This window comes from Nocardioides cynanchi, from assembly GCF_008761635.1.
GTDB lineage: Bacteria > Actinomycetota > Actinomycetes > Propionibacteriales > Nocardioidaceae > Nocardioides > Nocardioides cynanchi.
In genome coordinates this window covers 3,763,746-3,790,225 of record NZ_CP044344.1, presented here as the reverse complement: position 1 = coordinate 3,790,225, position 26,480 = coordinate 3,763,746, and the positions used below count along the sequence as shown (strand labels likewise).

The following is a 26,480-nucleotide window of genomic DNA, read 5'->3' as shown; positions in this document are numbered from 1 at the left end:
TGGTCCCGCGGATCCGGGAGTCCTCCGGCCCTGCCCCCGGCGCGCCACGGCCTCGTACGGTCGGGAGTCCGGCCCCACCCCGTCGGGGTCGGTGACCAGGGGGCGGCGTGCCGAACCGGCCGTCGCGTGTGGAGCTCTGTGGAGGGGTCGGACGCCCGATCGCCGCCGTCCTCCTGGTCTCACCCGCTCCCGGCCCGGCCCCGGCCGCTGAGGCCGCTCAGGCCGCGACCGGCTGCCGTCCCGAGAAGGCCGCGAAGCGGTCCATCGCACCGGCGTCCTCCGGCGCCACGACCTCGTCGGCGAAGGCTGCGCCCCGCCCACCCGGGATGATCGGCGCGGCGAGCTCCGCGACGTACGCCACCACCTCGTCGGAGACCTCCAGGATCTGGCCGCTGCCCTGGGCGAGGTCCCACCCGTGCAGCAGCAGCTCGATGCAGAGCACGGCCGGGGTGAACGCCGCCGGGACCTCGCGGCCGGTCGGGTCGGTGACCGTGCCCTCGAGCCCGCGGACGTGCCAGGCCCGGAGGGCCTGGTCGGCCATCCGGGAGACCTTGCTCTCCAGCGCCCCGTCCTCGGGCATGGTCACCGTGGCACCTCCCATCGCGCCCAGGGCCGAGATGGACTCCATCAGGTGCACCGCCACCTGGTGGCAGCTGAACTCGCTGCACGGCGTGGGCTTCGGCTTGTCCTCGTTGGTCAGGCCGCGCAGCACCGGCTGGAGGACGGCCAGCGTCGCGTAGCCGGCCACGACCGGGTCGAGGTGCTCCGGCGCCCAGGCCCACTCGTCGGCGCCGGCGTCGCCCTCGACCGCAAGCCGCTCGAGCCGCTCGAGGTAGTGCTTCCAGCCCTCGGCATGGCCGTCGAGCTGGGCGCCCACGAGGCCCTCGTGGGTCAGGGTGACCCGGCTGCCGTCACCGACGGGCTCGATCACGACGGTCACCGTGGAGGCATCGGGCGGCAGCGAGTCGTCGCCGTCCCAGCCCCAGCCGAGCACCAGCCGGCGCCCGGGCTCGACCTCGCGGACCCGGCCCGCGGCGACGTGGCCGGGCGTGACCGTCCAGCTCCAGGCACCGCCGGCCCGCAGCTCGACGGTGGCCGCGACCGCCGTCCAGCGACGCAGCCGCTCGGGGTCGGTGACCAGGGCGAAGGCCTCGTCGGGGGCGACCGGCAGGTCGACGGTCGCGGTGTAGACGTCGTTCATGGTGTCTCCTCGGTAGCGGTGCTGGGGTGATGCTCGCGGCGGCTCAGGTGGTGCGCGTCGCGGACGAGCTCGTCGAGCTCGGCGGTCCAGAAGGACGAGATCTCGGCCTGGAGCCGGGCGATCCCGCTCGGGTCGATCCGGTAGAGGCGCTGCCGCCCCTGCCGCTCGCCCACGACCAGCCCGGCCTCGGCGAGCACCCCGAGGTGCTGGCTGACGGCCGATCGGGTGACGTCGAAGTGCCCCGCGATCTGGCCGGCGTACTGAGGGCCGCGCGCGAGCAGCTGGAGGATGCGGCGTCGGGTGGGTTCCGCCGCCGCTGCCAACGCGTCGGTCATGGCAATACGTTAGCCACCACTAACGCTTTTCGCAATAGGTCAGAGCAGCGACCGAGCGACGCCCTCCCCGTCGAGGACTTCGACGACCGGTTCCCCTTCTGCCGGTACGACGAGCCGCAGCCGGTCGCGGCCCTCGCCGTCCCGGAGCACCAGCCCGACCGAGCCGTCCTCCTCGCGGGCCAGCCGCAACCGGGTGTGGGACTCCCCGGGGCCGGGCTCCGCGCCGTCGACCACGTCGGCGATCGACCAGCCGGGCCGGTCGACGAACTCCAGGAACTTCTGCGACGACCGACCAGCCTGCACCATCCCGAGTCGCAGACTCTCGTTCTGCTCGTAGTCGTCGACGGTCAGGTAGCCCGACTGCTGCGTGCCGTCCGCACCACGCCCGCCTCGGTACTCCAGGCCCCCGCACTCGGTGCCCTCGTCGTTGACGAACAGCAGGCCTGCGGACGGGGTGCGGCCAGGGTGTGCTACCAGGCGGCCACGCACCGGGATCTGCCTGCCGTGGGTGGAGTTGCCGATCACGATCCGCAGGGTGCCGTCGTCCTCGACCACGTTGACCCGCTTCACGGTCAGCTCGTCGATCACCGGGAGCCGCACCTCGACCCCGCTCGCCCGGGCCGCGTCCTCGGCGCGGAGCAGAGCCTCGACGGCAGCCGCGTGGGCCGCTCTGGCGGCGGACAGTGCCTCGGTCACTGCGTCACTCATGCGCCCATGCAACCAAAGCGACACCGCCGGGACCGGCAGACCCCGCGACCTGAGGTTCGCGATAGCCGAGGAGCGCGGGTCGATGTCCGCTGCGCGCGTGATGCGCGGTTTCGCCGTGCCTCGTCCCGGGATCTGTTGCTTCATGGGTGGAGCGAGCTCGGGTTCGCTGATCTCGTCCGGAAGGAATCTGATGGTTGATCGGGAACCAGCCGCGGTGTCGCGCTACAAGCTGGAGAGTCAGGAGCTGGTGCGGGCTCACCGCGGTCTGGCGTGGCAGCTGGAGGTCCTCGACCGCGAGCTCGAGAGCTGCTCCGATCCCGACCGTCGCGAGGAGCTGCGCGAGAAGAGGACGCGGATGACCCAGCTGTCGGCCGACACCGAGGCGCGTCTGAGGGCCTGCTGGGACCGGTCCCGCGCCGGGGCGCCACGTCTCTCACCGGGCGACGACTAGGGCGCCGCCCGCCCCCGAACCGCGCCGCCCCGGCAGGCAACCCCCCTGCGGGACTCCCCCGGTCCCGTCGCCGCCGGGGTGGCGCTCCTCGGCGCGATTCCGGGCCGTCGACGGAGCCGCGCGACCCTGGACGCGTGCTCCTACCGGGAAAGGGTCTGGGACGGCGCCTGTCCGAACGCCTCGCGGTAGGCCGCAGCGAAGCGGCTCATGTGCAGGAAGCCCCAGCGCATGGCGACGGCCCCAACGGTCGTGCTGCCGGGGTCCGCGCGACGGAGCTCCTCGTGCACCCTGCGCAGCCGAACCTGTCGGAGGTAGGCCATCGGAGGTGTCCCGACGTGGCGTTGGAACCCTTCTTGTACCGCGCGCACGCTCAGGTGCACCTCCAGCGCCAGGGTCGAGATCGACCAAGGTTCGTCGGCTCGATCCTGGAGAATGCGCACGGCTTGGGCTATCGGGCGGGCCGGAGCCGCCCGCACCGGCGCATGGAGCTGCTCGTGGTAGTTGTGGGGCTGGCTGAGCAGCAGGGCGTCGAGCAGCATCCGCTCCATGTTCCGACCGGCAAGAGGGTGCGCCGCCAGGCCCTCGGGCCGATCGAGCTCACGGTCGACCAGGCGGAGCCAGTCGTCCAGGGAGCCGCCGGCGGACGCCTCCAAGTCCATCGCGGACTCGAACACCAGCGGACGTGTCGCCGATCCGGGGAGCAGCTGGTCGAGCTCGGACTCCAACGTGGCCCGGGGGACCATCAGACACATCTGCACGCAGTCGTTGCTCCACTCGATCTGGGCCGGGCTGCCCGGGGGGAAGGCCGTTCCTTGGCCAGGCACCGTGGCGAGTGACTCCCTCGCCCCAGAGGTCGATACGGCGTGCCCGGTCAACGGGACGTTGAAGTGGAACTGTTGCGCCTCACCGGTCGACAAGCGGACGTCCCGCCCATACCCGAGCCGGCCGACGGTCGAGGTGCCGAACCTGACCGATGTCAGGTTCAGGTCGACCGTCTCGCCCGGGGCGAGGTGGAGCCGGTTCGGTAGGTAGACGCCCGCCAGTAGGGCCTCCGCCTCTTCGGGGTCGGTCGCCTGAGCGATGGTGAAAGCTTCGTGTGCTGGGCCGGCGCCGCCGTCCGACTGCCTCGCCTGGCCATGTGCGCGACTGCCGCGGCCCGAGGGCTGATCAGTCATCCTGGCCTCCCCCACGAGTGCGACCCGTATGCCGTTCGCTTCCAGGCTACGTCGCCCAACGAGCCAACGACCTCACGTAAACACGCTGCACCCACTGGGTGCACGGCGATCCACCGGTGAGACACGGCCCGGGCCTCAGCTTCCGAGCGTCAGACAGAGCCCGATCGGCGTGACCACGACCCCGAGCAGGAGCCACCAGCTGAGCGGGTTCCTGTCGTGAATTCCCCTGCCGGCGGCCACCGCCCCCACGGCGGTCACCCCCGCCAGGATGTTCAGTCCGATCTGGGCGTCGGGGCGCGAGTCGGGAGCGAACACGGCCGCGACCACCAACCCGGCCGCGAGGTGCAGGATGGTGGTGACTGCCAGCACGGACAGGACCCACTGCTGCACCTTGGTCAGGGACATGTCGCTCGCGCTGGGGCGTTGCAGGTTGTCCGGGTCCATCAGGTGTCGGGGACGACGCGCCGGTGTCGCGATGGGGCGGTGCTGCTGGGTCACGGCTGCCTTACTGGACTTCGACCATCAGGGGGGGTAGCAGAGGAACAACTCAGCTCGTCCTCCGCTTCCCCGGGCCCGTGTGAACGCACTCACAAGTCCGGGGTCAGGGGTCGCTGGCACGCCATCCCGCCACACGTCGTGCCAGCGAACCGCTGCCCCAGGCGCCGGGCGAGGTGGGCTCAGGCTCCGGCGAGGAAGGTGAGGAGGTCGTGGCGGGTCAGGACGCCGACCGGCTTGCCGTCCTCGTGCACCAGGACGGCGTCGGCGTCCTCGAGCAGCGCCACGGCGTCGCGGGCCGACTCCGTGGAGCCGATCGTCGGCAGCGGCGGCGACATGTGGTCCTCCACCTGGTCGGTCAGGTGCGCGGCCCCGGTGAAGAGCGCCTCGAGCAAGGTCCGCTCGGAGACCGACCCGGCCACCTCGGCCGCCACGATCGGGGGCTCGGCCCGGACCACCGGCATCTGGGAGACGCTGTACTCCTGGAGGATCGCCACCGCCTCGGCGATGGTCTCGCCGGGGTGGGTGTGCACGAGGTCGGGCATCGCCCCGGACTTGGCGCGCAGCACCTCGCCGACCGTCTGGTCCGGTGAGTCGGCGCCGGTGGCGAAGCCGTACTGCGCCAGCCACTCGTCGTTGAACACCTTGGTCAGGTAGCCGCGCCCCGAGTCCGGCAGGAGTACGACGACCACGGCGTCCTCACCCTCCGGCGTGCCGGCCAGCTCGTGCGCCACCTGACGGGCGGCGTAGGCGGCCATTCCGGACGAACCGCCGACCAGCATCGCCTCCTCACGGGCCAGGCGACGGGTGAAGGCGAACGAGTCGGCGTCGGAGACCTCGATCACGCGGTCGGCCACCGACCGGTCGTAGGTCTCGGGCCAGAAGTCCTCGCCGACGCCCTCGACGAGGTAGGGCCGGCCGCTGCCACCCGAGTAGACCGAGCCGGCCGGGTCGGCACCGATCACCTGGATCGCGGGGTTCTGCTCCTTCAGGTAGCGACCGACCCCGCTGATCGTGCCGCCGGTGCCCATGCCGCAGACGAAGTGCGTGATCCGGCCCTCGGTCTGCTCCCAGATCTCCGGGCCGGTCGTCTCGTAGTGGGAGCGGGGGTTGTGGGGGTTGGAGTACTGGTCGGGCTTCCAGGCACCCGGCACCTTCGACAGCCGGTCGCTCACGTTGTAGTAGGAGTCGGGGTGCTCCGGGGCGACCGCGGTCGGGCAGACCACCACCTCGGCGCCGTACGCCTTGAGCACGTTGCGCTTGTCCTCGCTGACCTTGTCGGGGCACACGAAGACGCACTTGTAGCCGCGCGCCTGGGCGACCATCGCCAGCCCGACCCCGGTGTTGCCGGAGGTCGGCTCGACGATCGTGCCGCCGGGCTGGAGGGCGCCGGAGGCCTCGGCGGCGTCGATCATCCGCGAGGCGATCCGGTCCTTCACCGAGCCACCGGGGTTGAGGTACTCCACCTTGGCCAGCACCAGCGGGCCGGCCGCACCCTCCGGCAGGTCGAGGGTGCGGTTCAGCCGCACCAGCGGGGTGTGGCCGACCAGGTCCAGCAGCGACTCCACGTACTCCATGCGGGCACGATATCCGCGCCCCGACGCCGCCTCCGCATCGGCAAGAATGACCGCGTGGACGCCGACAGCCCAGCCAGCCTGACGGCCCTGGCGACCGCCCGCTTCCGGGCCACCCACCAGCTGCTCGAGGGCGGCAGCGTCCTGCGCGACCCGCTCGCGGTCAGGATCGTCGGCGAGCCCGAGGACGACCTGCGGGCCCTCGACGTCGACCGCCGCCTGCGGCTGCTCGTCTGCGCCCGGTCGCGGTACGCCGAGGAGGTGCTGGCAGCTGCGGTGCCGCGGGGGCTCGACCAGCTGGTGGTGCTGGGCGCCGGCCTGGACACCTTCGCCTACCGCAACCCCTACCCCGGTCTGCGCGTGGTCGAGATCGACCACCCCGCCACCCAGGCCTGGAAGCTGGAGCGGCTGTCGGCGGCCGGCATCGCGGTGCCGGACACGGTGTCCCACGTCTCGACGCAGTTCGAGCAGGACGATCTCGGTGAGGTCCTGGCGGGGTGCGTGGACGTCAGCCGGCCGGTCCTCGTGTGGTGGCTCGGCGTCACGCCGTACCTCACCCTCGACGCGATCACCGCCACCCTGGGCACCTTGGCCGGGCTGCCCCACTGCGCCGTGGTGCTCGACCACCTGGCCCAGGACCCTCGCGCCTCGGTGTTCGCCCGGGCGTGGGAGAAGCAGCGTGCTGCCCGGGTCGCCGCGGTGGGCGAGCCGTGGATCACCTCGCTCTCGGGCGAGGAGCTGGCGCGACTCGGCGAGCGGTGCGGCTTCGACGGCGTCCACCTCGAGGACGAGGCTGCGGTGGTCCGCCGTGCTCTCGGCCGCGGTCGGGGCCGCGGCCCGGCCCGGGAGCCGCGGGTCACCCACCTCGCCCTGCTGACGAAGGGGTGGTGGCCGGACGGCTCGCCGGGCTGAGCCTCAGCCGCGCGAGTAGCGGCTGGAGAGCTCCGGCTGGGGGTTGAACGCCCAGAGCGTGTAGTCGTTGGCGCGGCGCAGCAGCTGCCGGCCGAACGTGCGGATCGTGGTGCCGTTCATGTCGGGCTCCTTCCGGTGGGGCGGGCCACGGTCCGGCCCGTCGTCATCACTCTCCCCGGTCAATGTTTCGGGCGTGTTAGATCGTTCCAACATCGCGCCGTGAGCCGAGTCACGCGCGAGGGCTCCCTCGCCGGTGGGGAGGGCCGAGGGGGTTCACCCGGGGGCGGGATCGGTAGGTTGGCAGGCATGGGCAAGGCCGCTGCGGCACGCAAGCTGGCCGCCGCCGCGGCGTTCGGGGGCGGTGGTCTCTCCGTGCTCGGAGCCGGGTTGTACGGCGTGCTGCGCACCGAGGCGAACCTGGCCCGGCGCGCGATCGGCGACGCCCCCGACGTGGCGCCACCGGACTCGACCGGCTGGTACGGCCGGGGCCGCCCCGGCCCCGCGATCAAGGTGGCCCTGCTCGGCGACTCCAGCGCGGCGGGGTACGGCGTGGACCGCGCGGTCGAGACCCCCGGCGCACACCTGGCCAGCGGGATCGCGGCCGGTGCCGACCGGCGGGTGCACCTGCGGGCGTTCGCCCGGATCGGGGCTCAGTCCTCCGACCTCGCCGGCCAGATCGACCGTGCGCTGCTCACCGAGCCGGACCTCACGATCATCCTGGTCGGCGCCAACGACGTGACCCACCAGGTGCGGCCCTCCCAGTCGGTGCGGCACCTGGCCGACGGTGTCCGCCGCCTCCTGGAGGCGGACTCGAAGGTGCTGGTCGGCACCTGCCCCGACCTCGGCACGGTCAAGCCGATCCCCCCGCCGCTGAAGCAGGTGGCGCGCTCGTGGTCGCGGCGGCTCGCGGCCGCCCAGGCGATCGCCACGGTCGAGGCGGGCGGCGTCGCAGTCTCGCTCGGCTCGATCCTCGGGCCCGACTTCGCGGCCGCTCCGGCGCTGCTGTTCGGGCCGGACCAGTTCCACCCGTCGGCGGAGGGCTATCGCGCCCTGGCCGAGGTGCTGGTGCCCAGCGCCCTGAGCGCGCTGGGCTTCGGCGCCGACGAGCCGCGCCGTCGTACCCCCGGCGAGGGCACGATGCCGGTCGCCGCCGCGGCCGTCGCCGCCGCCGAGACGCCGGGCACCGAGCTCGGGGACAAGAAGGGCCTCTGGGTGGAGCTGCGCCGGCGGGCCCGGCTGCGCTCCGTCCCAGAGGCCCCCTCCGCAGAGGACTCTCCCGACGACGACCGCGAGGTCAGCGGCGCATGACCGCCAGGATCCGCAGCAGGTTGGTGTAGATCCAGACCAGGCTGACGGTCAGGGCGAAGGCTGCCCGCCACGACTCCCGCTCGGGCAGGCCGGCGCGCACGCCGTTCTCCACGAAGTCGAAGTCGAGGATCAGCATGAAGATGCCGAGCACGAGGCCGAGCAGGGAGAAGACGAAGCCGATCCCGGTCAGGCCGCTGATCCCGAGGTCGCCGCCGAACAGGCCGACCACGAGCTGGAGCATCATCAGCCCGACCATGCCGAACATGGCCGCGATCACGCCCATCCGGAACTTGCTGCTGACCTTGATGTCGAAGAACTTGTAGGCCGCCAGGGTGCCGGCGAAGGCCGCGAAGGTGCCGATCACCGCCTGGATCACGATGCCGCCGCCGTACTGGTACTCGAAGAACTTGCTGAACGCACCGAGCGCCACGCCCTCGAGGGCGGCGAACGCCAGCACCAGGGCCGGGCTGATCACCCGCTTGAAGGAGTTCACCATCGAGAGGCCGAACGCGCCCAGGCCACCGATCGTCATCGCGCCGTACAGCTGGTTGAGCTGCGCCTGCGTCATCGTGTTCGCGATGGTGGGCGTCATCACCCAGGTCGCGAACGCCGCCACGAGCAGCACGACCAGCGTGACACCGGTCTTCTGGACGACGGAGTCGACCGTCATCGGGCCGGTCGCGGCGTCGGTGTGGGTGGGCGAGCCGGGCGTGCCGGTACCCCAGGTGGACGGGTCGGACTGCCCGTAGCCGGGGTACGACGCGCCGCCGGTCACCTGGTTGCCGTAGGCGTTGGTGGACTTGCCGTTGAACTCGTCGGAGTTGCGGAAGACGGGGTTGTTGCTCTGCATGGTCTCCTCCTTGGAGGCCGTCGCGCCCGTCGCTCTGACGGACGCTTGCCTCGATCCTACCGATCGGCAGCCCCGAACCGGAGCGCCGAGGGTCGGCTCTCAGCAGGCACTCAGCCCGGGCGAGGTCGGCGGCCGTTGCTAGGTTCGCCGGATGCGCTTCTGCCTCAGTGTCCCGCCGTTCACCGACCCGGCCGACGTGGTCTCCCTCGCAGTCCGGGCCGAGGCCTCCGGGTGGGACGGCGTCTTCCTCTGGGACCACCTGCGCTGGGACGACGTGGTGGAGGTGCACGACCCGTGGGTGCTGCTGGGGGCGATCGCCCAGGAGACCTCGACGATCCGGCTCGGCACCATGGTCACCCCGCTGTCGAGGCGACGGCCGCAGGTGGTCGCCAAGCACCTGGTCACCCTCGACCACCTCAGCGGCGGTCGCGCGACGCTCGGCGTCGGCCTGGGCGACCCGCCGGATCTGGACTTCTCCGACTTCGGCGACGAGCCGTCGTACCAGCTGCGGGCGGCGATCACCGACGAGGCACTGACCGTGCTCGCCGGGCTCCTCGGTGACGGCCGGGTCTCCCACCACGGCGCCCACCTCGACGTGGAGGCGTCGGTCCGCCCGCTGCCGGTGCAGCGTCCGCGCATCCCGATCTGGGTCGCCGGCCGGGCACCCAACCGGCGCCCACTGGCCCGGGCGAGGGCCTGGGACGGCTACGTCCCGATCGCCAGCCCGTTCCTGAGTCCCGACGATCTCGCGTCGTACGTCGGCCCGCACCCGCACGACGACTGGGACCTGGTCGCCCAGTGGACCCCCGGCTACAGCGCGGACGAGTTCGCGGCCGCGGGCGCCACCTGGCTGGTGCGGTCGGTGTGGCCGAACGAAGCCGGCTGGCTCGACGAGCTACGCGACCTCGCGGCGAGCGAGCCGCGGGGCTGACCGACCGGCTGGGTCAGTGGTGGACCCAGACCGGAGCGTTGGTCACCCGGATCCGGTCGCCGCGGCGGGTGCTCGTGGTCACGCCGTACATCGTCTGCACGTGGCGCACCCCGGCCGGAGCCCGGACGTGCGCCGAGCCGAGCTGGGTCCAGTAGACCCAGCTGGTACGTCCGTCCCGGACGAACTGGCAGGAGTAGACGCCGCTGACCTTGTCGTAGGCGCAGCCACGTGCGTGCTGGCCGAGCAGCCAGGCGCGGACCCGGGTGAAGGCGTTGCCGGCGGCGGTCGGCGTCACGCCGTCCGCTTCGACCATCGAGATGCCGAGGTTGAAGTAGCGCAGCCAGCCCAGCCAGTAGACCCGCCGGACGCCGGCCGCGGCGTTGAGCACGTAGGTCCGGATGACGTACGACGAGGCGGTGCGGTCGCTGGGCGGAGCCGCCGGAGTCACACCCCCGACCGGGACGAAGTAGTTGACCTCGAGGTTCCACAGCGGCAGGTTCACGTGCTCGGCCGCCAGCACCTTCTGGGCGTTCAGGACCAGGGCGATGGAGTCCTCGGGGGTGCCGTTCATCAGCGGATAGGGGTCGACGCCCGCCGCGTCGACGTAGTTGCCGATCGACAGGCCGCCGTTGCGTGCAGGATCGAAGAACGCCGCCATGAAGACCCGCTCGGACCTCAGCCGCAGCACCATCGCCGGCGCCACCACGGTGGCAGCCGGCGCGATGCCGTGGATGATCTTGGCCGCGGCGACCACGAGTGTCGCCATCTCCGCGGGCGTGCCCTGGAAGTTGTTCTTGACGTTGGGCTCGGGCCAGATCTGGTAGTCGATGGTGTCGGTGTACCGGGTGGCGACCGCGGTCACGTAGGCCTTCCACGCGGTCAGGTCCGGCACCGTCGGCTGGGCCTCGGCCGGGGACAGCCCGGGCGTGGTGGAGTGGAACGCCGGCGTCACACCGAGCACGAGCAGCGGCTTGGCATGGTTGGCCGCGGCCTGGGCCACCATCGGGTCGAGCGTGCTGAAGTCGAAGACGCCGGGTGACGTCTCCAGCTGCGGCCAGTAGACGTTGTTGGTGGTCAGGTCGACCACGGCGGGATTCACGACCGGGAACAACGTGCCGAGCAGAGGAGCGTGCAGGCCGAAGAACGCCGAGGTCACCGAGGTCCCGTGGGCGGGCGTGAAGACCCGGGCCACACCAGGACCTCCGGTCGGTGCGGCGCTGCGGGCTACCGCTCCCCCGCTCTGCAGGACCAGCGCCAGCACGGACGCCGCAGCCACCGCCGTGCCGAGGCGGAAGCCGGATCCGGTCCTGCGCCACATCTGCCCCACGTACCTCACCCTTGTCCGAGTCTTTACCGTGCGGGCGAACCGTACCTGAGGTCCAGCCCCGGTTTCGGCCGATGCCGGAAAGTCGGGCCGATCGGCCAGAGACCTCCTCGGCCGGCACGGTGACCGGGCTCGCCGACGGGTGCCCCCGCTGGGGGTCGAACCCAGACTGAACCGCTTTTAAGGCGGCTTCCTCTGCCGATTGGGATACGGGGGCCGTGCGCGACGTCATCCGAGGTGGTCGTGCCAGCGACCACACCGTATGACGTCCGGGCCGGCACCGGGTCAGGGCACGGCCAGCTCGCGGGCCGCGCCGAGCACGTGGTCCAGCATCGCGGGGGTGAGCCGGCCGGTGAACGTGTTGTGTTGCGAGGGGTGGTAGCAGCCGAGCAGCCGCACCTCGTGGCCGTCGCGGGCGAGCGCGACCTGCGCCGCGTGGGCGAACCGCGGCTTCGGCCTGGGTACGGCGTACCCCGCGCCGGCGAGGCCGCGCAGCGCTCCGGCCCAGCCGTACGCACCGAGGGCGACCACGACGCGCAGCTGCGGCGCCAGCAGTGCCAGCTCCCGGTCGAGCCACGGAGCGCAGGTGTCCCGCTCGGAGACGGTCGGCTTGTTCTCCGGCGGCGCGCAGCGCACCGTGGCGATCATCCGGGCGCTGACCAGCCGCTGACCGTCTCCCGCGTGGACACTGGTCCCCTGGGTCGCCAGCCCGACCCGGTGCAGGCTCGCGAACAGCCAGTCCCCCGACGAGTCACCGGTGAAGACCCGTCCGGTCCGGTTGCCGCCGTTGGCCGCGGGGGCGAGCCCGACAATCAGGATCCGGGGCTCCCCGGGGCCGCTGGTCGGCGCGCCCCAGCCGGCGATCGGCCGACCCCAGTAGGGCTGGTCGGCGAACGACGCCCGCTTGACCAGGGCGACGTCCTCGCGCCAGCGGACCAGGCGTGGGCAGGCGGAGCAGACACTGACCCGGGCCTCGAGCTCGGCGAGGTCGTCGGTCGCGGCCAGCCGTCGTACGCCGGCGGCCGTGCGCGCAACCGGGGTGTCGGGGGCCGCCGGGTCGTCGGGCCAGCCGGTCCCCGGGGGCACCGGGCTGGCGAACCGCTCGCCGGTGACCGGGTGCGGGAGCAGGGTCATGGCCCGTCGACCAGGGACCAGGCGATGCCGTAGAGGATGTCGGCCTCCGAGACCAGGTAGCGGTCGACCTGCGCCTGCTCGAGCACCCGCCTCCAGATCAGCGCGCCGGCCGCGATCACGTCGGCCCGACCGGGGTGCATGAAGGGCAGCGCACGCCGCTCGGCCACCGTCATCGCCAGCAGCCGGTCGACGAAGGCGAGGGTGTCGGCCGTGGTCAGGTGGGCGCCGTCGACGGCGTCGCGGTCGTAGACCGGCAGGTGCAGCAGCCCGGCCGCGAGCGTCTTGATCGTGCCCGAGGTGCCGACCACGGTGCGGGCGTCGGCGAGCGGGACCGGGCAGGCGTCGAGGTGCGCGTCGACATCGGCCAGGCAGGCGGCGATCTGGGCGCTGGTGGGCGGGTCGTCGTGGAGATGCCGCTCGTGCAGCCGGACCGCGCCGATGTCCATCGACACTCCGCTGTCAGGCTCGTGCTCGCCGAGCACCAGCTCGGTGGAGCCGCCACCGATGTCGACGACCAGCACCGGCGGCTCGAGCTCGTCCCGCAGGGTGCGGGTGGCGCCGGCGAAGACCAGCGCGGCCTCCTCGGGTCCGGACAGCACCTCGGGGTCGACCCCGAGCCGCTCCCGCACGCCGTCGGTGAACACGCTGGCGTTGCTGGCGTCGCGGGTCGCCGAGGTCGCGCAGAAGCGGACCCGGGAGACGCCGTGGGCGCGGATCAGGACGGCGTACTCGTCGACCGCGGCGAACGTCCGGGCCAGCGCCTCGTCGGCGAGCGCTCCGGTGGCATCGACCCCCTGGCCGAGGCGCACCATCCGCGACTCCCGGACCGAGACCGCGGGCAGGTCGCCGATCAGGAGCTTGACGGAGTTGGTCCCGCAGTCGATCGCGGCCACCTCACCCATCGTGATCCCGACTCCGATCGACGCTCGGCGGGGTCGCGTCGGCTGCAGGGGACACGCAGGGGCCCTCCGCCCACCAGGCGCCGAGCAGGTCGAGCACCTCGTCGCCGAGGGGGTTCACCCCTGGTCCGGCGGCCAGCGCGTGGCCCGCGAGGGCGTGCAGGCACTTGACCCGGTCGGGCATCCCGCCGGCCGAGACGTTCGCGATCTCGGGGACGTCGCCGAGCTCGGCGCGGGCCGCCAGGTAGGCGCGGTGGGCGGCGTCGTACGACGTGGCGAGGGCGTCGTCCGACGCCAGCCTGCCCTCCATCTCACGCATCAGCCCCGAGCCCTCGAGGGTGCCGATCAGGGAGGCCGCGCGCGGGCAGGTCAGGTAGAACGTCGTCGGGAACGGCGTACCGTCCGGCAGCCGCGGCTCGGTGACGACGGTGTCGGGCAGCCCGCACGGGCAGCGGTGCCCGACCGCGTGCGTGCCCCGCGGGGGGCGGCCCAGCTGGGCCTCGACCGCGGCCAGGTCGGCGGCCGCGACCGGCTCGTCGGATCGGCCGCGGGGGGTCAAGCGGCGCTCACCGGTGGTTGCCGCCGAGGTACTTCAGCGGCTGCTGCTTCTGCTTCACCGACGGCGGGTCGCCGGCCAGCTGCACCGACGTCCACTCCGTGGTCCACCAGGCCGTCGGCGTCTTCCCGGCGGTCGAGGTCCGCGGGTCGCTCAGCGTCGCCTGGGCGGCCAGCGGCTTGCCGTTCGCCCCGATCACGACGTACGACGTCTGGCCGGGCATCAGGTAGCCGAAGCGGGCCCGCGCCTGCTCCTTGACGTAGGCCGGGTCCTGCCACCGTGCCTTCTCGTTCTCGAGCGCGGTGATGCTGGTCTCGCTCGAGGCGATCTGGGCCTTGAGCTCCTGGATCTGGCTGTGCTGCTGGAAGTAGGCCTTGAGCGACGACGCGTAGGAGATGGTCAGCACCGAGAGCACGAGCAGCAGCACCATCGCGCGGCCGGTGAAGCGGGACTGCTTGCGCGGCGCCGACGCGGGTGCGGCGGGCGCTGCCGCCCGGGCCGTGGCGCGAGGTCGCTGACGGGGCAGCCCCGGACGGGAGCCCGGACGGCCCGTCGGCGCCCGGCGCGGCCGGGGTCCCGGCTGGGGCCGGGACTGGGGTCGGGGCTGGGCCATCGGGTCAGGCCCCGAACCGCGGGAACGCGCGTGCGCCGGCGTACCGCGCAGCCTCGCCGAGCTCTTCCTCGATCCGCATCAGCTGGTTGTACTTGGCGACCCGTTCGGACCTGGCCGGCGCACCGGTCTTGATCTGTCCGCAGTTGGTCGCCACGGCCAGGTCGGCGATCGTGGTGTCCTCGGTCTCGCCGGAGCGGTGGCTCATCATGCAGCGGAAGCCGTTGCGGTGCGCGAGGTCGACCGAGTCGAGGGTCTCGGTCAGCGAGCCGATCTGGTTGACCTTGACCAGCAGGGCGTTGGCCTGGCCGCCCTCGATGCCGCGCTGGATCCGCTCGACGTTGGTCACGAAGAGGTCGTCGCCGACGATCTGGATCGTGTCGCCGAGCTCGTCGGTCAGGGCCTTCCAGCCGTCCCAGTCGTCCTCGTTGAGCGGGTCCTCGATGCTGACGATGGGGTAGGCCGCGACCAGGTCGGCGTAGTAGGCCGTCATCTCGTCGGCCGACTTCGACCCGCCCTCGAAGGCGTAGGAGCCGTTGTCGTGGAACTCGCTCGCCGCGACGTCCATCGCCAGCGCGATGTCGGTGCCCAGGGTCAGACCGGCGGCGGAGACGGCCTCGGCGATCAGGTCGAGCGCGGCACGGTTGCTGTCCAGGTTGGGGGCGAAGCCGCCCTCGTCGCCGAGCCCGGTGGCCAGGCCCTTCTTCTTCAGCACCGACTTCAGGGCGTGGTAGACCTCCGCGCCCGACTGGATCGCCTCGCGGAAGGTCGCCGCGCCGATCGGCGCGATCATGAACTCCTGGATGTCGACGTTGGAGTCGGCGTGCGAGCCGCCGTTCAGGATGTTCATCATCGGCACCGGGAGCAGGTGGGCGTTCGGGCCGCCGACGTAGCGGTAGAGCGGCAGGCCCGAGGAGTCGGCCGCGGCCCGGGCCACGGCCAGCGAGGCGCCGAGGATCGCGTTGGCGCCGAGCTCGGCCTTGTTGGGGGTGCCGTCGAGGTCGATCATCGTCTGGTCGACGAGCCGCTGGTCGTCGGCGTCGAGGCCCTCGAGGGCCGGACCGATCCGCTGGACGACGCCGTCGACCGCCTTCAGCACGCCCTTGCCGCCGTACCGCTGGTCACCGTCGCGCAGCTCGACGGCCTCGAAGGCGCCGGTTGACGCCCCGCTGGGCACTGCAGCGCGGGCGAACGTGCCGTCGTCGAGCAGCACCTCGACCTCGACCGTGGGGTTGCCCCGGGAGTCGAGGATCTCGCGTGCGCCGACAGCTTCGATGATCGCCATGCCGCTCAGACTATCCACGCCCCACCGCCCCGGCGCACAGCACTCGCGGGCCGGTCACGACGCCGAGTCGGCACAAACAGACACCCGCACGACGCCGAGTCGGCGCAAACAGACACCCGCACGACGCCGAGTCGGCAGAAAGAGACATCCATACGACGCCGAGTCGGCGCAATCAGACACCCGCACGACGCCGAGTCGGCGCAAACAGACTGCTGTACGACGTCGAGTCGGCGGCTTCGGCGTGCACACTTGCGCCGAGTCGGCGGCTTCGGCGTGCACACTTGCGCCGACTCAGCGGCTTGGGCATGTGCCTTTGCGCCGACTCAGCGGGGGGTGCGGCGGCGGACGGCGGCGCGGAGCGCCTGCTCGGGGTCCACCCCGGCGGCGAGCGCGTCGGAGACGACGGCGAGGAGCCGGTCGCCGATCGCGGTCTCGTCCGCCGGGTCGCGCTCGGCCGGCGGGAGCGCGGCGGCCGGTTCGCCCAGGCGCTCGAGCACCTTGGTGGCCAGCAGCAGGGCGGGCAGCGCCTCCGGTATGCCGTCGTACGGCGTAACGCGGGGCTTCTCGGTCTCCTTGATCTGCTGCCAGCGGTCGTTCACCTCGGCGGCCGACAGCGTGGTCGGAGTGTCGACCGCGAAGACGTGCGGGTTGCGCAGCCGCATCTTCTCCGCGATGCCGCGGGCGACGTCGTCCAGGGTGAAGTCACCCGCCTCCTCGGCGATCACCGCATGGAAGTAGACCTGGAGCAGCAGGTCGCCGAGCTCCTCGCGCAAGTGGTCGGGGTCGCCGGTGTCGATCGCCTCGAGCACCTCGTAGGCCTCCTCCTGGAGGTAGCGCGCCAGCGAGCGGTGGGTCTGCTCCCGCTTCCAGGGACATTCCGCTCGCAGCCGCTCCATGTCGGCCCGGAAGTCCAGCAGCGGCTCGCCCGGCTGCGGGGCGGCCACGGTCAGCCGCAGATCTGCGAGGGCGGCAGGCCCGTGGTGTAGGCCGGGTCGGCGGACTGGCTGGTGCTGCGGAAGCCGGCCGCGGCCAGCGTGCTGAGGGGGTACGACGTCTGGTCGTAGCCCTGCGTGAAGGCACCGCCGTCGACCGACGCGCCGAACACCGGGTCGATGGTCGCGGAATGGCTGCGCAGCCAGTCCTGGGTGGCGACCTGACCCCGCTGGAAGGCGGACTTGGTCGAGGCGGACGGGCTGCCGGACGCCGCGAGGAGCTGGCGCCCGACCGCGACCTGGACGTTCTGGAGGTAGGCGGACCCTCCTTCGACGTCGATCACGGCGCGCTGGATCTCGGGAGTCGCGGAGGCGAACTGCTGGGTGAGCTGGGTGACCTGGTTGGCGTAGTCCGGAGTCGGCTGCACGGAGTAGGCGTCGGCGAGCTGCTGACCGAGGGCGCGCTGGGCGAGGTTGGTCGCGACCAGCTGGCGCACGTAGCGCATCGGCACCTTCTGGCCGCCCTGCTGGAGCTGGGGAAGGAACGCCTGGCAGATCAGGCCCGAGTCGGTGTCGATCTTGTCCATGGAGACCGAGTCGCTGCCGACCACCACGGCCGAGCCGGGGTGGATGCCGAGCGAGCCGCCGCAGCCGCTCAGCAGCAGGCCCAGGACGGCCAGGCCGGCGAGGGTCACGGACCGGGCGACCGGACGGCGAGAGTGTCGCTCCAGCATCAGGTGGCCTCCCTGGGATCGATGACGGTGTCGATCACCGCGCGTGCCCATTCAAGCAGGGCCACCCCGTCGATCGGATGCCCCCCGATCACCGCCGTCTGCGGCCGCGGCACCAGCAGCGACCCGACCTGCTGCTTGAGGATGCTGCGGGGATACAGCCGGTTGAGACGTACGACGCGTGACTCGGGCAGGTCCACGGGTGCGAACCGCACGTTGCGCCCCGCGATCGTGACCTCGGTGACCGACGCCTGCCGGGCCCGGGCCCGGAAGCGGGCGACCAGCAGCAGCGAGGCGACCTCGGCCGGCGGCTCGCCGTACCGGTCGTCGAGCTCGTCGCGGATCTGGTCGACGTCGGCGTCCGAGCGCACCTCGGCGAGCCGGCGGTACATCTCGAGGCGCAGCCGCTCGCTGGGGATGTAGGTGTGCGGCAGGTGGGCGTCGACCGGCAGCTCGATCCGGACCTCGCCGAGCTCGGGCTCTCCGTCAGCACCGTCGCCCCGGCGAAACTCGTTGACGGCCTCGCCCACCAGCCGCACGTAGAGGTCGAAGCCGACGTCGGCGATGTGACCGGACTGCTCGCCGCCGAGCAGGTTGCCCGCGCCCCGGATCTCGAGGTCCTTCATCGCGATCGCCATGCCGCCGCCGAGGTCGGAGTGCTGGGCCAGCGTGGCGAGCCGTTCGTGCGCGGTCTCGGTCATCGGCTTCTCGGCCGGGTAGAGGAAGTAGGCGTAGGCCCGCTCGCTCGAGCGGCCGACCCGGCCCCGCAGCTGGTGCAGCTGGGAGAGTCCGAGGGTGTCGGCCCGCTCGATGATCATCGTGTTGGCGTTGGAGACGTCGAGCCCGGACTCCACGATCGTGGTGCAGACCAGAACGTCGAAGCGCTTCTCCCAGAAGTCGAGCATCACCTGCTCGAGCTGGTGCTCGCCCATCTGCCCGTGAGCGACCCCCACCCGGGCCTCGGGCACCAGCTCGCGCAGCCGGGCGGCCGCCTTCTCGATCGACTGCACGCGGTTGTGGATGAAGAAGACCTGGCCCTCGCGCAACAGCTCGCGCCGGACCGCAGCGGTGACCGTGCGGTCCTCGTAGGCGCCGACGTAGGTCAGCACCGGGTGCCGCTCCTCGGGCGGAGTGGTGATCGTCGACATCTCGCGGATGCCGGTGATCGCCATCTCCAGCGTGCGCGGGATCGGCGTCGCGCTCATCGACAGCACGTCGACGCTGGTGCGCAGCCGCTTCATCTGCTCCTTGTGCTCCACGCCGAAGCGCTGCTCCTCGTCGACCACGATCAGGCCGAGGTCCTTCACCGAGATGTCGGGGTTGAGCAGCCGGTGGGTGCCGATCACGATGTCGACCGAGCCGTCCCGCAGGCCGTCGGTCACCTCCCGCGCCTCCTTCTCGGTCTGGAAGCGGCTGAGCGCCCGGATCGTCACCGGGAAGGCACCCATCCGCTCGGCGAACGTCGTGTAGTGCTGCTGGACCAGCAGCGTCGTCGGGACGAGCACGGCGACCTGCTTGCCCTCCTGCACGGCCTTGAACGCCGCCCGCACCGCGATCTCGGTCTTGCCGTAGCCGACGTCGCCGCAGACCAGCCGGTCCATCGGCACGGTGCGCCGCATGTCGGCCTTGACCTCCTCGACCGTGGTCAGCTGGTCGGGCGTCTCGTGGAAGGGGAAGGCGTCCTCGAGCTCCTGCTGCCAGGGGGTGTCGGGGCCGAAGGCGAAGCCCTGGGTGGCCTGGCGAGCGGCGTACAGCTTGATCAGCTCGGCCGCGATCTCGCGGACCGCGCGCCGGGCACGACCCTTGCGCTTGCCCCAGTCGGCGCCACCGAGCCGGTCGAGGCTGGGCTGCTCGCCGCCGACGTAGCGGGTGACCTGGTCGAGGCTGTCGGCCGGCACGAACAGCATGTCGGGAGGGCCGCCGCGTTTGGACGCGCCGTACTGCAGCACGAGGTACTCGCGGGTGGCGCCCTGCGCCTCGCGCTGCCGCATCTCCACGAAGCGGCCGACGCCGTGCTGCTCGTGAACGACGTAGTCGCCGGCCTTGAGCTCGAGCGGGTCGATCTGTCGCTTGCGTCGCGTGGGCATCCGGGTCTGGTCGCGGGTGGCCGCGCGCTGGCCGGAGAGGTCGTCGCCGGTGACCAGGACCAGACCCCGGGCGTCGTCGACGAAGCCGTGCGACAAGGTGCCGGTGGTGACCAGGACGATGCCCGGCTCCAGCGAGGCGTCGTCGCGGGGCTCGACCAGGCGGGCCGCCACGTCGTGGTCGCCGAGCACCTCGACCATGCGCTGGGCCGGACCGTGGCCGAGGTGGACCACGACGACCCGGTGCCCGGCGGCGAGCCAGCCGCGCAGGTCCGCGACGGCCCGCTCGAGGTCGCCGCGGTAGCCCTCGACGGCCCCCACGGCGAGGGTGAGCGTCGACCGGTCGGTGACCGAGTCGTCGAGGCCGAACGGGCTCACCGTCCACCACGGCGAGCCGAGCGAGCGGCTGTGCTCGCGGACGTCGTCGAGATCGCGGTACGACGCGGCGCCGAGGTCGATCGGGGCGGTGCCGCCGCCCGCGGCGGCCGCCCACGACGCACCGAGGAACTCCTCGCTGGTCGCGACCAGGTCGTGCGCGCGGCTGCGGACCCGCTCGGGGTCGACCACCACGACCTGGGTGTCGGCGGGCATCACGTCGACCAGCAGCTCGAGCTCGTCGACCAGCACCGGCGCCAGCGACTCCATGCCCTCGACCGCGATGCCGGCGGCAATCTTGTCGGTCATCTCGGCCAGCTGGGGGTGGGCGCGTCCGAGCTCGGCCGCCCGACGGCGTACGTCGTCGGTCAGCAGCAGCTCGCGGCAGGGCGGTGCCCAGAGCCGCGGCACGACCTCGATGGTGCGCTGGTCGGCCACCGCGAACGAGCGGACCTCCTCGACCTCGTCGCCCCAGAACTCCACCCGCACCGGGTGCTGCTCGGTGGGCGGGAAGACGTCGACCAGCCCGCCGCGCACCGCGAACTCGCCGCGCTTCTCGACCAGGTCGACCCGGGTGTAGGCGGCGTCGGCGAGCCGGCGTACGACGTCGTCGAGCACCACCTCGTCGCCGGCGGCCAGCTCCACCGGCACGAGGTCGCCCAGCCCCTTGACCTGGGGCTGGAGGATCGAGCGCACCGGCGCGACCACCACCTGGAGCGGCCCGCTGCCGGCCCCGGCCGCGGGGTGACGCAGCCGGCGCAGCACCGCGAGGCGCCGGCCGACGGTGTCGCTGCGCGGGCTGAGCCGCTCGTGCGGCAGCGTCTCCCAGCTCGGGAAGTAGGCGATCGTCGCCGGGTCGACCAGGGAAGCCAGCTCGGAGGTCAGCTCCTCCGCCTCGCGACCGGTGGCGGTGACCAGCAGCACCGTGCGGCCCGCCCGGACCAGGCCGTCGACCAGGAACGGCCGCAGCCCCGCGGGCCCGGTCAGGTCGAGGGTCCCGAGGTGCGCGGGGTCGCCCAGCACCTCGGCGAGCGCAGGCTCGGCGAGGACGGCCTCGGACAGCGCGGACAGGATCACGGGCACCTCGGTGGAGTGGCTGGGAGAGCAGGGGGACAGCACGAGCGGCCCCCATCGGCGAGCGATGGGGGTTGCCCGACTCAGGGTAGACGGCGGTACCGACGGTCCCGCGGTCAGCCGCTGCGTCAGGAGGTATGCCGACCGATCAGGAGCTTCGCTGGCAGATCACGAGCTTCGCTGGGCGTACTCCTGGGCGGCCGCATAGACGTCGAGGACGTAGGAGGCGGCGTGGTTGTAGGAGAACACCGCGGCGCTCCACCCGGTCCCGGTCGCGAGATCCGTGCCCGAGGCGCACAGGTACCGCGCCGCGCCGAGAGCCGCGTCGTCCAGGTCGTCGGGGTCCCGGACGCCGTCGCCGTCGCCGTCGGAGGCCCACCGGGCCCAGGTGCCGGGCAGGAACTGCATGGGGCCGACCGCGTGCTGCCAGCCCCCCGACCGCGCGGTCAGCGCCGCCAGGTCCGCGCTCCCGTCCAGGCTGGGACCGGAGATCGGCCGGTCGGGGCGGCCGTCGTCCCCCAGCCTTCGACCCCCGATCGTCCCCTGCTGCGACTCGACCCACCCGATGCCGGCCAGGGTCGTCCACGACAGGTGGCAGCCGGGGTCCGACCGACCGACATCGAGCGTGGCGGCACCGTAGGCGCGGACCGCCGGCCACGGCACCCCCGTGTCCGCGGAGGTACGACGTACCCACCGGAGGCTCACCGTCGTGGCTCCCGTCGTGGCGCGGGTCGCGGCCGCCACCGGGCGCGAGTGGGCACGCGGTGCGGCGACCAGGAGGGTGTCCGGCGGGACCCGGAGGACCGGGTCGGGTCGGGGCAGCACGCGCACGCCGAGGGCCAGGGCTGCCACCAGCCCGAGCGCCACGGCGACCAGGGCCACCCACCGGGACCGGGCCCGGCTCACGGTCGTCGACGGAGGTGTCGCGAGACCAGGAACGGTGGTGCGAGCACGGTCAGCGCCAGCATCGCCGCCACCAACCAGCCGATCGCCTTCTGCTGGCCGGCCCGTGACGACGCCAGGCTGACCGGGGTGCCGGCCGCCGCCGTCAGGGCGCCGCCCGCTGTGGTCACCGTCCCACCTGCCGGAGTGCCGGTCAGCGGGTCCGGTGCGGCCGCGCCGGGGTCCGAACCCGACGGGCCGCCTCCCGGGTCGGCGGCCGTGCCCCCGGGGGTGGTCGACCCGGGCAGGCCGCCGGCGGGGGTGCTGCTGCCCGGCGTGGTCGTCGTCGTACCACTCGGGCTCGGGGTGCCGCCGCTGCTCGGGGTCGTCGACGGGTCGCAGGTCGCGCCCACCTTCATGCACTTGTCGGGCATCGGTGCCGAGTGGAGGATGTCCAGGGCCGGGTTGTGGCACTGCGTGATCGACGGCGAGGGCACGGCACCGGGGATCCGCGCCACCTGCTGGAAGCCGGCCTCGACGAGGTTCTTGGGCAGCGGCGAGTAGCCGAGGATGTCCGCCTTCTGCTGGCCGCCGCACAGGAAGTAGTTGACGAAGGTCGACAGGGTGCGCCCCTTGTCGGTGTTGAACGGCGCGGCTGTCGAGGTCGGGACGACCATGTAGCTGTAGCTCGACATCGGGTAGGCCCGCGGGTCGGGGTTGCTGTAGACCGAGTCGAGGTTCTGGGTGAGGTCGGGGTTGATCTTGGCCTTGGTCAGCGCCACGGCGACGTTGCCGGCCGTGGGCTGGGAGTAGTAGCCGGCCTTGTTGAGGAGGCTGACCACCGGGAAGTCGATCCGCTTCGGGTAGGCGTACTCGACGTACCCGATCGCCCCGGCGCCGTACGACGCGGCGACGTAGTTGGCGACGCCGTTGGAGCCGTTCTGCGCCTTGGAGCTCCCGAACGCCGGGTAGAAGGACACGCTGGGGCAGGCGCTGCCGCTCAGGTTGAGCTTGCTGCGGATGAAGGGGCAGTAGACCGACGGCGCCTGGCTGGCCATGTACTTGGTGAACTGGGCCGAGGCGCCCGCGCCGTCGGAGCGGACCACCGGGATGATCGGGATGTCGGGCAGGGTCTTGCCGTAGTCCCGGGTGATCGCGGGGTCGCTCCAGCGGGTGATCGCGCCGGTGAAGATCTTGGCCAGCGTGTCACCCGAGAGGCGCAGGTCGCGGACCCGCTGACCGGCGACGGTCAGGTTGTACATGAACGACGTGCCGCCGGCCACGATCGGCAGGTAGGCGTAGGGACGGCTGGGGATCTCGGCCTGCTGCCCGGGCTCCGGTGGGTTCTGGAACGGGATCTCGGTGTTGGCGAAGTCGACCGTGCCCTGGATGAACTGGGAGCGACCGTCGGTCGAGCCGGTGCCGGCGTAGTTCACGACCACGCCGCTGGCGCGGACGTCGGCGCGCCAGGCGTCGACCGCGACCTGGCTCCAGGTCGAGCCGGCTCCGGAGATCGGCACGTAGTCGGCAGCCTGAGCCGGAGCCGGAACCAGCAGGAGGCTGACCAGCGACGCCGCCAGGGCCGCCAGCACGAGGCGGCCGGTCAGGCTCACGGAGGTGGACTTCTTCATCGGGCGGGCTCGCTTTCGGTGGTGGTGACGCGGGCCGCGGCGAGACGACGGCGCCGGCGGCGGGAGATGTGACCGGGCTCGCGACCGCCGAGGATCCGGGCCAGGGCGAACAGCACGACGACCAGGACCAGGAGCACCACGCAGGCGCCGAAGGCCCGGGCGATGGCGGTGTCGAGCGGCTGTCGCATCGAGGTGAAGGCGAACAGCGGAAGCGAGAGCTGCGGGCCGTGCGTGGGGTCGTAGTTGAGCTCGTTGGTCGAGCCGGCGACCAGCAGCCCCGGCGAGGTCTCGCCGATCACCCGCGCCACCCCGAGCAGCACGGCAGTGACCAGCCCCGGCCGGGCCGTCGGCAGCACCACGCGTCGTACGGTCTGCCACTGGGTGGTCCCGAGCGCCAGCGAGGCCTCGCGGAGGCCGTTGGGCACCAGGCGCAGCACCACCTCCGCGGTCGTGGTGACGACCGGGATCATGCTGATGCAGAGCGCCAGCGAGGCGGCGAAGCCGCTGCGCTCCTGCCCGAACTTGAGGATCAGCATCGAGTAGATGAACAGGCCGGCCACGATCGTGGGGACCGCGCTCATCGCCTCGACGACGGTGCGGACCAGCCGCGCCAGCCGACCGCGCACCTCGCTGAGGTAGACCGCGGTGGCGATGCCGAGGGGCACGCTGAGGACCACCGAGATCGCGACCTGCTCGAGGGTGCCGACGATCGCCGCGTAGATGCCGCCCTGGTCGAGCGGCGCCTCGGGACCGATGTACGCCGTGGTCTGGGTGTAGAAGTTCAGGTGCATCAGCGCCTGCCTGCCCCGGGCGAAGGTGAACACCACGATGCCTGCGAGACAGCTCACCATCACCAGCCCCGCGGTGGTGACCAGGGCCCCGACGATCCGGTCGGTCACCCCCATCCGGTCCAGGGTGGTCGCGCTGACCGCCGCGAACAACACCAGGAACGCGACGTACCAGCAGAGCCAGAAGCCGATCGCACCGGTCATCGGCACCAGCCGCTCGTAGACCAGCCAGACGAGCGCCAGCGCACCGAACGCCGCGGACGCGACGTGGGAGACCAGCTCGGGGTCCGCTCCCCCGAGGCGGACCCGCCGCGGCGCTTCTCGTCGTACGACGCGCTGGTCACCGGTCGGCGCGGGCGGCTGTGAGGTCAGGAGCGTCGACATCAGATCTCCGTGGAGGCGCCGGAGCGCGATCGGCTGACCACGACACCGGCCAGGGTGTTGACGACCAGGGTGAAGAAGAAGAGCACCAGCCCGGCCCCGAGCAGGCCGGAGAGCGCGAGGCCGCCGGACTCCGAGTAGCGGGAGGCGATGTGGGAGGCGATGGTGTTCGTGCCGCTCTGGAGCGGATGGGTCGTGAACCCGAACATCGGCGAGATGATGGCGTAGACCACGATCGTCTCGCCGAGCGCGCGGCCCAGGCCGAGCATCACGCCGCCCACGATCCCGGCCCGACCGAAGGGGATCACCACCGCCCGGACCATGCCCCACCGCGTCGCGCCCAGGGCGATGGCACCCTCACGCTCGCCGATCGGCGCCTGGGCGAACACCTCGCGCATGATCGAGGTGACCGTCGGCAGCACGACGATGCCCACCGCGATGCCCGCGATGAAGGCCGACGAGGTGTACGACGACGGCGAGTCGGGCGTCTGCACCCGCAGGAACGGGAGGACCGGTCCGAGGTGCACCGACAGCCACTGCGCGATCGTCAGCAAGTGCGCCTGGAGGAAGAACAGCGCCCACATGGCGTAGACGATCGACGGCACCGCCGCCATCAGGTCGACCAGCGTGACCAGCGGCTTCCGCAGCGACCGGGGCGCGTACTCGCTGATGAACAGGGCCGCTCCGAAGCCCAGGGGCACCGCCACCGTCAGCGCGAACAGGCCCACCAGGACGGTTCCCCAGAGCAGCGAGGCGATCCCGAAGGTGCCGGTCTCGGGCAGCCACTGGCTCTCGGTGAGGAAGCCGAGGCCCTGGCTGTGCAGGGCGGGCCAGGCCCCGATCAGCAGGAAGAAGCCGATCAGGCCCATGATCACCAGGGTGGACAGGGCGGCCGCCCGGGCGGCCGCCACGAAGCCCTGGTCCTGCGCGGTCGGGCGGTAGCTGAGGTTCCGGCGTACGACGGGTGGCCGGGTGACCGACAGGGTGCCGGCCGGTGTGGTCGTCATCCGAAACGTCCGTTCACGTAGTCGGCGGTGCGGGCATCGGCCGGGCGCTCGAAGATGTCGGTGGTGTCGCCCTGCTCCACGATGTGGCCGGGCTGTCCCTCGGCGGCCAGGAAGAAGGCGCACCGGTCGGAGACCCGGTGCGCCTGCTGCATGTTGTGGGTCACGATCACCACGGTCACCTCGCCGGCGATCGCCCGGATCGTCTCCTCGACCCGTCGGGTCGAGGTCGGGTCGAGCGCGGAGCACGGCTCGTCCATCAGCAGCACGTCGGGACGCACGGCCAGGGCGCGAGCGATGCAGAGCCGCTGCTGCTGACCGCCGGACAGCGAGCTCCCCGGTGCCTCGAGCCGGTTGCGCACCTCGTCCCAGAGGCCGGCGCTGCGAAGGCTCCGCTCCACGAGGTCCTCGCGACCGCGGGTCCGGCACCCGGTCAGGGCCAGTCCGGCCAGCACGTTGTCGTGGACCGACATCGTCGGGAACGGGTTGGCCTTCTGGAACACCATCCCGATCCGCCGACGGCTCTCGATCGGCCGGCGTCCGGCGTCGTAGATGTCCTCCCCGTCGAGGCGGACGCCGCCGGCCAGGCTGGCACCGGGCACCAACTCGTGCATCCGGTTCAGGATCCGCAGGAAGGTCGACTTCCCGCAGCCCGACGGTCCGATCAGAGCCGTGACCCGTCCGGCCGGCATGGTCAGGGTGACGTCCTCGAGCACCTGGTGGTCGGCGAACCAGGCACTGACGCCTTCGGCGACCAGCGTCGCCGGCCGACCAGGCAGGGCGTCCTGGACCGCCGGCAGGCTGAGGGTCTGGTCGGAGGGGGTCTCGTCGAGGATGGTCATGTCGGCCT

The 26,480-nt window shown here is 72.4% G+C and carries 25 protein-coding genes and 1 tRNA gene; 4 read left to right on the top strand and 22 right to left on the bottom strand.

Features of this window, described 5'->3' with window-relative positions; translation table 11 throughout:
• Window positions 1–217: 217 nt before the first annotated feature.
• The 3 genes from E3N83_RS18330 to E3N83_RS18320 are packed head-to-tail and all read right to left on the bottom strand — an operon-like array spanning window position 218 to window position 2,244.
• Window positions 218–1,201, bottom strand: a complete 984-nt coding sequence (locus E3N83_RS18330) for a TIGR03086 family metal-binding protein (RefSeq protein ID WP_151084563.1) — start codon at window positions 1,199–1,201, stop codon at window positions 218–220.
• Window positions 1,198–1,536 carry an ArsR/SmtB family transcription factor gene (locus E3N83_RS18325; RefSeq protein ID WP_151084562.1) on the bottom strand — a complete coding sequence of 113 codons (339 nt, stop codon included), beginning with the start codon at window positions 1,534–1,536 and terminating at the stop codon, window positions 1,198–1,200. Before E3N83_RS18325 ends, E3N83_RS18330 begins: the two co-directional genes overlap by 4 nt.
• 39 nt (window positions 1,537–1,575) lie before the next feature.
• A complete protein-coding gene (locus E3N83_RS18320; RefSeq protein WP_151084561.1) occupies window positions 1,576–2,244 on the bottom strand; it encodes a hypothetical protein in 669 nt (222 codons plus the stop codon).
• A 190-nt stretch (window positions 2,245–2,434) separates the two neighbouring features.
• On the opposite strand from E3N83_RS18320, the gene E3N83_RS18315 reads away from it, so the two are divergent.
• Window positions 2,435–2,695: a hypothetical protein gene (locus E3N83_RS18315; RefSeq protein WP_151084560.1), complete on the top strand. Its 261-nt coding sequence runs from the start codon at window positions 2,435–2,437 to the stop codon at window positions 2,693–2,695.
• 140 nt (window positions 2,696–2,835) lie between these two features.
• Here the strand turns inward: E3N83_RS18315 and E3N83_RS18310 are convergent, their stop codons facing one another.
• The 3 genes from E3N83_RS18310 to E3N83_RS18300 form a co-directional block, all read right to left on the bottom strand.
• The gene (locus E3N83_RS18310; RefSeq protein ID WP_151084559.1) at window positions 2,836–3,870 is read right to left on the bottom strand and encodes an AraC family transcriptional regulator; all 1,035 of its coding nucleotides are present in this window, start codon (window positions 3,868–3,870) and stop codon (window positions 2,836–2,838) included.
• A 135-nt stretch (window positions 3,871–4,005) separates the two neighbouring features.
• Window positions 4,006–4,368 (bottom strand): hypothetical protein, encoded by a 363-nt coding sequence (locus E3N83_RS18305; protein WP_238342971.1) that lies wholly within the window; start codon window positions 4,366–4,368, stop codon window positions 4,006–4,008.
• A 179-nt stretch (window positions 4,369–4,547) separates the two neighbouring features.
• The gene (locus tag E3N83_RS18300; RefSeq protein WP_151084558.1) at window positions 4,548–5,942 is read right to left on the bottom strand and encodes a cystathionine beta-synthase; all 1,395 of its coding nucleotides are present in this window, start codon (window positions 5,940–5,942) and stop codon (window positions 4,548–4,550) included.
• Between the two features lie 54 nt (window positions 5,943–5,996).
• Between E3N83_RS18300 and E3N83_RS18295 the strand changes: the two genes are divergently transcribed.
• Both E3N83_RS18295 and E3N83_RS18290 read left to right on the top strand, forming a co-directional pair.
• Window positions 5,997–6,851, top strand: a complete 855-nt coding sequence (locus tag E3N83_RS18295; protein WP_191907865.1) for a class I SAM-dependent methyltransferase — start codon at window positions 5,997–5,999, stop codon at window positions 6,849–6,851.
• Between the two features lie 306 nt (window positions 6,852–7,157).
• Window positions 7,158–8,159: an SGNH/GDSL hydrolase family protein gene (locus E3N83_RS18290; RefSeq protein ID WP_151084556.1), complete on the top strand. Its 1,002-nt coding sequence runs from the start codon at window positions 7,158–7,160 to the stop codon at window positions 8,157–8,159.
• On the opposite strand, the gene E3N83_RS18285 is transcribed toward E3N83_RS18290, so the two are convergent.
• On the bottom strand, window positions 8,146–9,009 hold the full coding sequence (locus tag E3N83_RS18285; protein ID WP_151084555.1) for a Bax inhibitor-1/YccA family protein: 864 nt from the start codon (window positions 9,007–9,009) through the stop codon (window positions 8,146–8,148). The genes E3N83_RS18290 and E3N83_RS18285 overlap by 14 nt on opposite strands.
• A 151-nt stretch (window positions 9,010–9,160) precedes the next feature.
• Between E3N83_RS18285 and E3N83_RS18280 the strand changes: the two genes are divergently transcribed.
• Window positions 9,161–9,940, top strand: coding sequence for an LLM class flavin-dependent oxidoreductase (locus E3N83_RS18280; protein WP_151084554.1), 780 nt, complete (start codon window positions 9,161–9,163; stop codon window positions 9,938–9,940).
• 13 nt (window positions 9,941–9,953) lie between these two features.
• On the opposite strand, the gene E3N83_RS18275 is transcribed toward E3N83_RS18280, so the two are convergent.
• The 15 genes from E3N83_RS18275 to E3N83_RS18205 all read right to left on the bottom strand — a co-directional run bounded on the left by E3N83_RS18275 (window position 9,954) and on the right by E3N83_RS18205 (window position 26,472).
• Window positions 9,954–11,258: a glycoside hydrolase family protein gene (locus E3N83_RS18275; protein ID WP_151084553.1), complete on the bottom strand. Its 1,305-nt coding sequence runs from the start codon at window positions 11,256–11,258 to the stop codon at window positions 9,954–9,956.
• 149 nt (window positions 11,259–11,407) lie between these two features.
• A tRNA-Leu gene (locus E3N83_RS18270) sits at window positions 11,408–11,481 on the bottom strand.
• A gap of 68 nt (window positions 11,482–11,549) precedes the next feature.
• Window positions 11,550–12,398 carry a uracil-DNA glycosylase gene (locus E3N83_RS18265; protein ID WP_151084552.1) on the bottom strand — a complete coding sequence of 283 codons (849 nt, stop codon included), beginning with the start codon at window positions 12,396–12,398 and terminating at the stop codon, window positions 11,550–11,552.
• Window positions 12,395–13,300: a Ppx/GppA phosphatase family protein gene (locus E3N83_RS18260; protein WP_151084551.1), complete on the bottom strand. Its 906-nt coding sequence runs from the start codon at window positions 13,298–13,300 to the stop codon at window positions 12,395–12,397. The genes E3N83_RS18265 and E3N83_RS18260 overlap by 4 nt, the downstream gene beginning before the upstream one ends.
• On the bottom strand, window positions 13,293–13,856 hold the full coding sequence (locus tag E3N83_RS18255) for a DUF501 domain-containing protein (protein ID WP_420371833.1): 564 nt from the start codon (window positions 13,854–13,856) through the stop codon (window positions 13,293–13,295). The genes E3N83_RS18260 and E3N83_RS18255 overlap by 8 nt, the downstream gene beginning before the upstream one ends.
• A 7-nt stretch (window positions 13,857–13,863) precedes the next feature.
• Complete coding sequence (locus E3N83_RS18250) at window positions 13,864–14,466, bottom strand: FtsB family cell division protein (RefSeq protein WP_238342970.1); 603 nt, start codon at window positions 14,464–14,466, stop codon at window positions 13,864–13,866.
• Between the two features lie 4 nt (window positions 14,467–14,470).
• On the bottom strand, window positions 14,471–15,748 hold the full coding sequence (eno, locus tag E3N83_RS18245) for a phosphopyruvate hydratase (protein ID WP_151084550.1): 1,278 nt from the start codon (window positions 15,746–15,748) through the stop codon (window positions 14,471–14,473).
• A 323-nt stretch (window positions 15,749–16,071) separates the two neighbouring features.
• Entirely contained in the window at window positions 16,072–16,692 is a 621-nt protein-coding gene (locus tag E3N83_RS18240) for a nucleoside triphosphate pyrophosphohydrolase (protein ID WP_151084549.1), read from the bottom strand.
• Between the two features lie 2 nt (window positions 16,693–16,694).
• The gene (locus E3N83_RS18235) at window positions 16,695–17,414 is read right to left on the bottom strand and encodes a hypothetical protein (RefSeq protein ID WP_151084548.1); all 720 of its coding nucleotides are present in this window, start codon (window positions 17,412–17,414) and stop codon (window positions 16,695–16,697) included.
• Complete coding sequence (gene mfd, locus E3N83_RS18230; RefSeq protein WP_238343209.1) at window positions 17,414–20,986, bottom strand: transcription-repair coupling factor; 3,573 nt, start codon at window positions 20,984–20,986, stop codon at window positions 17,414–17,416. The genes E3N83_RS18235 and mfd overlap by 1 nt, the downstream gene beginning before the upstream one ends.
• 126 nt (window positions 20,987–21,112) lie before the next feature.
• Window positions 21,113–21,850, bottom strand: a complete 738-nt coding sequence (locus E3N83_RS18225; RefSeq protein WP_151084547.1) for a lytic transglycosylase domain-containing protein — start codon at window positions 21,848–21,850, stop codon at window positions 21,113–21,115.
• Window positions 21,847–23,457, bottom strand: a complete 1,611-nt coding sequence (locus E3N83_RS18220; protein WP_151084546.1) for a phosphate ABC transporter substrate-binding protein PstS — start codon at window positions 23,455–23,457, stop codon at window positions 21,847–21,849. The genes E3N83_RS18225 and E3N83_RS18220 overlap by 4 nt, the downstream gene beginning before the upstream one ends.
• Window positions 23,454–24,629, bottom strand: a complete 1,176-nt coding sequence (gene pstA / locus E3N83_RS18215) for a phosphate ABC transporter permease PstA (RefSeq protein WP_151084545.1) — start codon at window positions 24,627–24,629, stop codon at window positions 23,454–23,456. The genes E3N83_RS18220 and pstA overlap by 4 nt, the downstream gene beginning before the upstream one ends.
• Window positions 24,629–25,633 (bottom strand): phosphate ABC transporter permease subunit PstC, encoded by a 1,005-nt coding sequence (gene pstC, locus E3N83_RS18210; protein WP_151084544.1) that lies wholly within the window; start codon window positions 25,631–25,633, stop codon window positions 24,629–24,631. Before pstC ends, pstA begins: the two co-directional genes overlap by 1 nt.
• On the bottom strand, window positions 25,630–26,472 hold the full coding sequence (locus E3N83_RS18205; RefSeq protein ID WP_151084543.1) for a phosphate ABC transporter ATP-binding protein: 843 nt from the start codon (window positions 26,470–26,472) through the stop codon (window positions 25,630–25,632). The genes pstC and E3N83_RS18205 overlap by 4 nt, the downstream gene beginning before the upstream one ends.
• Between the last annotated feature and the right edge of the window lie 8 nt (window positions 26,473–26,480).

What these genes read in the sequence shown, in the direction of transcription:
- E3N83_RS18330 (WP_151084563.1), bottom strand. Translation starts at nt 1,201, where the DNA reads ATGAACGACGTCTACACCGCGACCGTCGACCTGCCGGTCGCCCCCGAC.
- E3N83_RS18325 (WP_151084562.1), bottom strand. Translation starts at nt 1,536, where the DNA reads ATGACCGACGCGTTGGCAGCGGCGGCGGAACCCACCCGACGCCGCATC.
- E3N83_RS18320 (WP_151084561.1), bottom strand. Translation starts at nt 2,244, where the DNA reads ATGAGTGACGCAGTGACCGAGGCACTGTCCGCCGCCAGAGCGGCCCAC.
- E3N83_RS18315 (WP_151084560.1), top strand. Translation starts at nt 2,435, where the DNA reads ATGGTTGATCGGGAACCAGCCGCGGTGTCGCGCTACAAGCTGGAGAGT.
- E3N83_RS18310 (WP_151084559.1), bottom strand. Translation starts at nt 3,870, where the DNA reads ATGACTGATCAGCCCTCGGGCCGCGGCAGTCGCGCACATGGCCAGGCG.
- E3N83_RS18300 (WP_151084558.1), bottom strand. Translation starts at nt 5,942, where the DNA reads ATGGAGTACGTGGAGTCGCTGCTGGACCTGGTCGGCCACACCCCGCTG.
- E3N83_RS18290 (WP_151084556.1), top strand. Translation starts at nt 7,158, where the DNA reads ATGGGCAAGGCCGCTGCGGCACGCAAGCTGGCCGCCGCCGCGGCGTTC.
- E3N83_RS18285 (WP_151084555.1), bottom strand. Translation starts at nt 9,009, where the DNA reads ATGCAGAGCAACAACCCCGTCTTCCGCAACTCCGACGAGTTCAACGGC.
- E3N83_RS18280 (WP_151084554.1), top strand. Translation starts at nt 9,161, where the DNA reads ATGCGCTTCTGCCTCAGTGTCCCGCCGTTCACCGACCCGGCCGACGTG.
- E3N83_RS18275 (WP_151084553.1), bottom strand. Translation starts at nt 11,258, where the DNA reads ATGTGGCGCAGGACCGGATCCGGCTTCCGCCTCGGCACGGCGGTGGCT.
- E3N83_RS18265 (WP_151084552.1), bottom strand. Translation starts at nt 12,398, where the DNA reads ATGACCCTGCTCCCGCACCCGGTCACCGGCGAGCGGTTCGCCAGCCCG.
- E3N83_RS18260 (WP_151084551.1), bottom strand. Translation starts at nt 13,300, where the DNA reads ATGGGTGAGGTGGCCGCGATCGACTGCGGGACCAACTCCGTCAAGCTC.
- E3N83_RS18250 (WP_238342970.1), bottom strand. Translation starts at nt 14,466, where the DNA reads ATGGCCCAGCCCCGACCCCAGTCCCGGCCCCAGCCGGGACCCCGGCCG.
- eno (WP_151084550.1), bottom strand. Translation starts at nt 15,748, where the DNA reads ATGGCGATCATCGAAGCTGTCGGCGCACGCGAGATCCTCGACTCCCGG.
- E3N83_RS18235 (WP_151084548.1), bottom strand. Translation starts at nt 17,414, where the DNA reads ATGCTGGAGCGACACTCTCGCCGTCCGGTCGCCCGGTCCGTGACCCTC.
- E3N83_RS18220 (WP_151084546.1), bottom strand. Translation starts at nt 23,457, where the DNA reads ATGAAGAAGTCCACCTCCGTGAGCCTGACCGGCCGCCTCGTGCTGGCG.
- pstA (WP_151084545.1), bottom strand. Translation starts at nt 24,629, where the DNA reads ATGTCGACGCTCCTGACCTCACAGCCGCCCGCGCCGACCGGTGACCAG.
- pstC (WP_151084544.1), bottom strand. Translation starts at nt 25,633, where the DNA reads ATGACGACCACACCGGCCGGCACCCTGTCGGTCACCCGGCCACCCGTC.
- E3N83_RS18205 (WP_151084543.1), bottom strand. Translation starts at nt 26,472, where the DNA reads ATGACCATCCTCGACGAGACCCCCTCCGACCAGACCCTCAGCCTGCCG.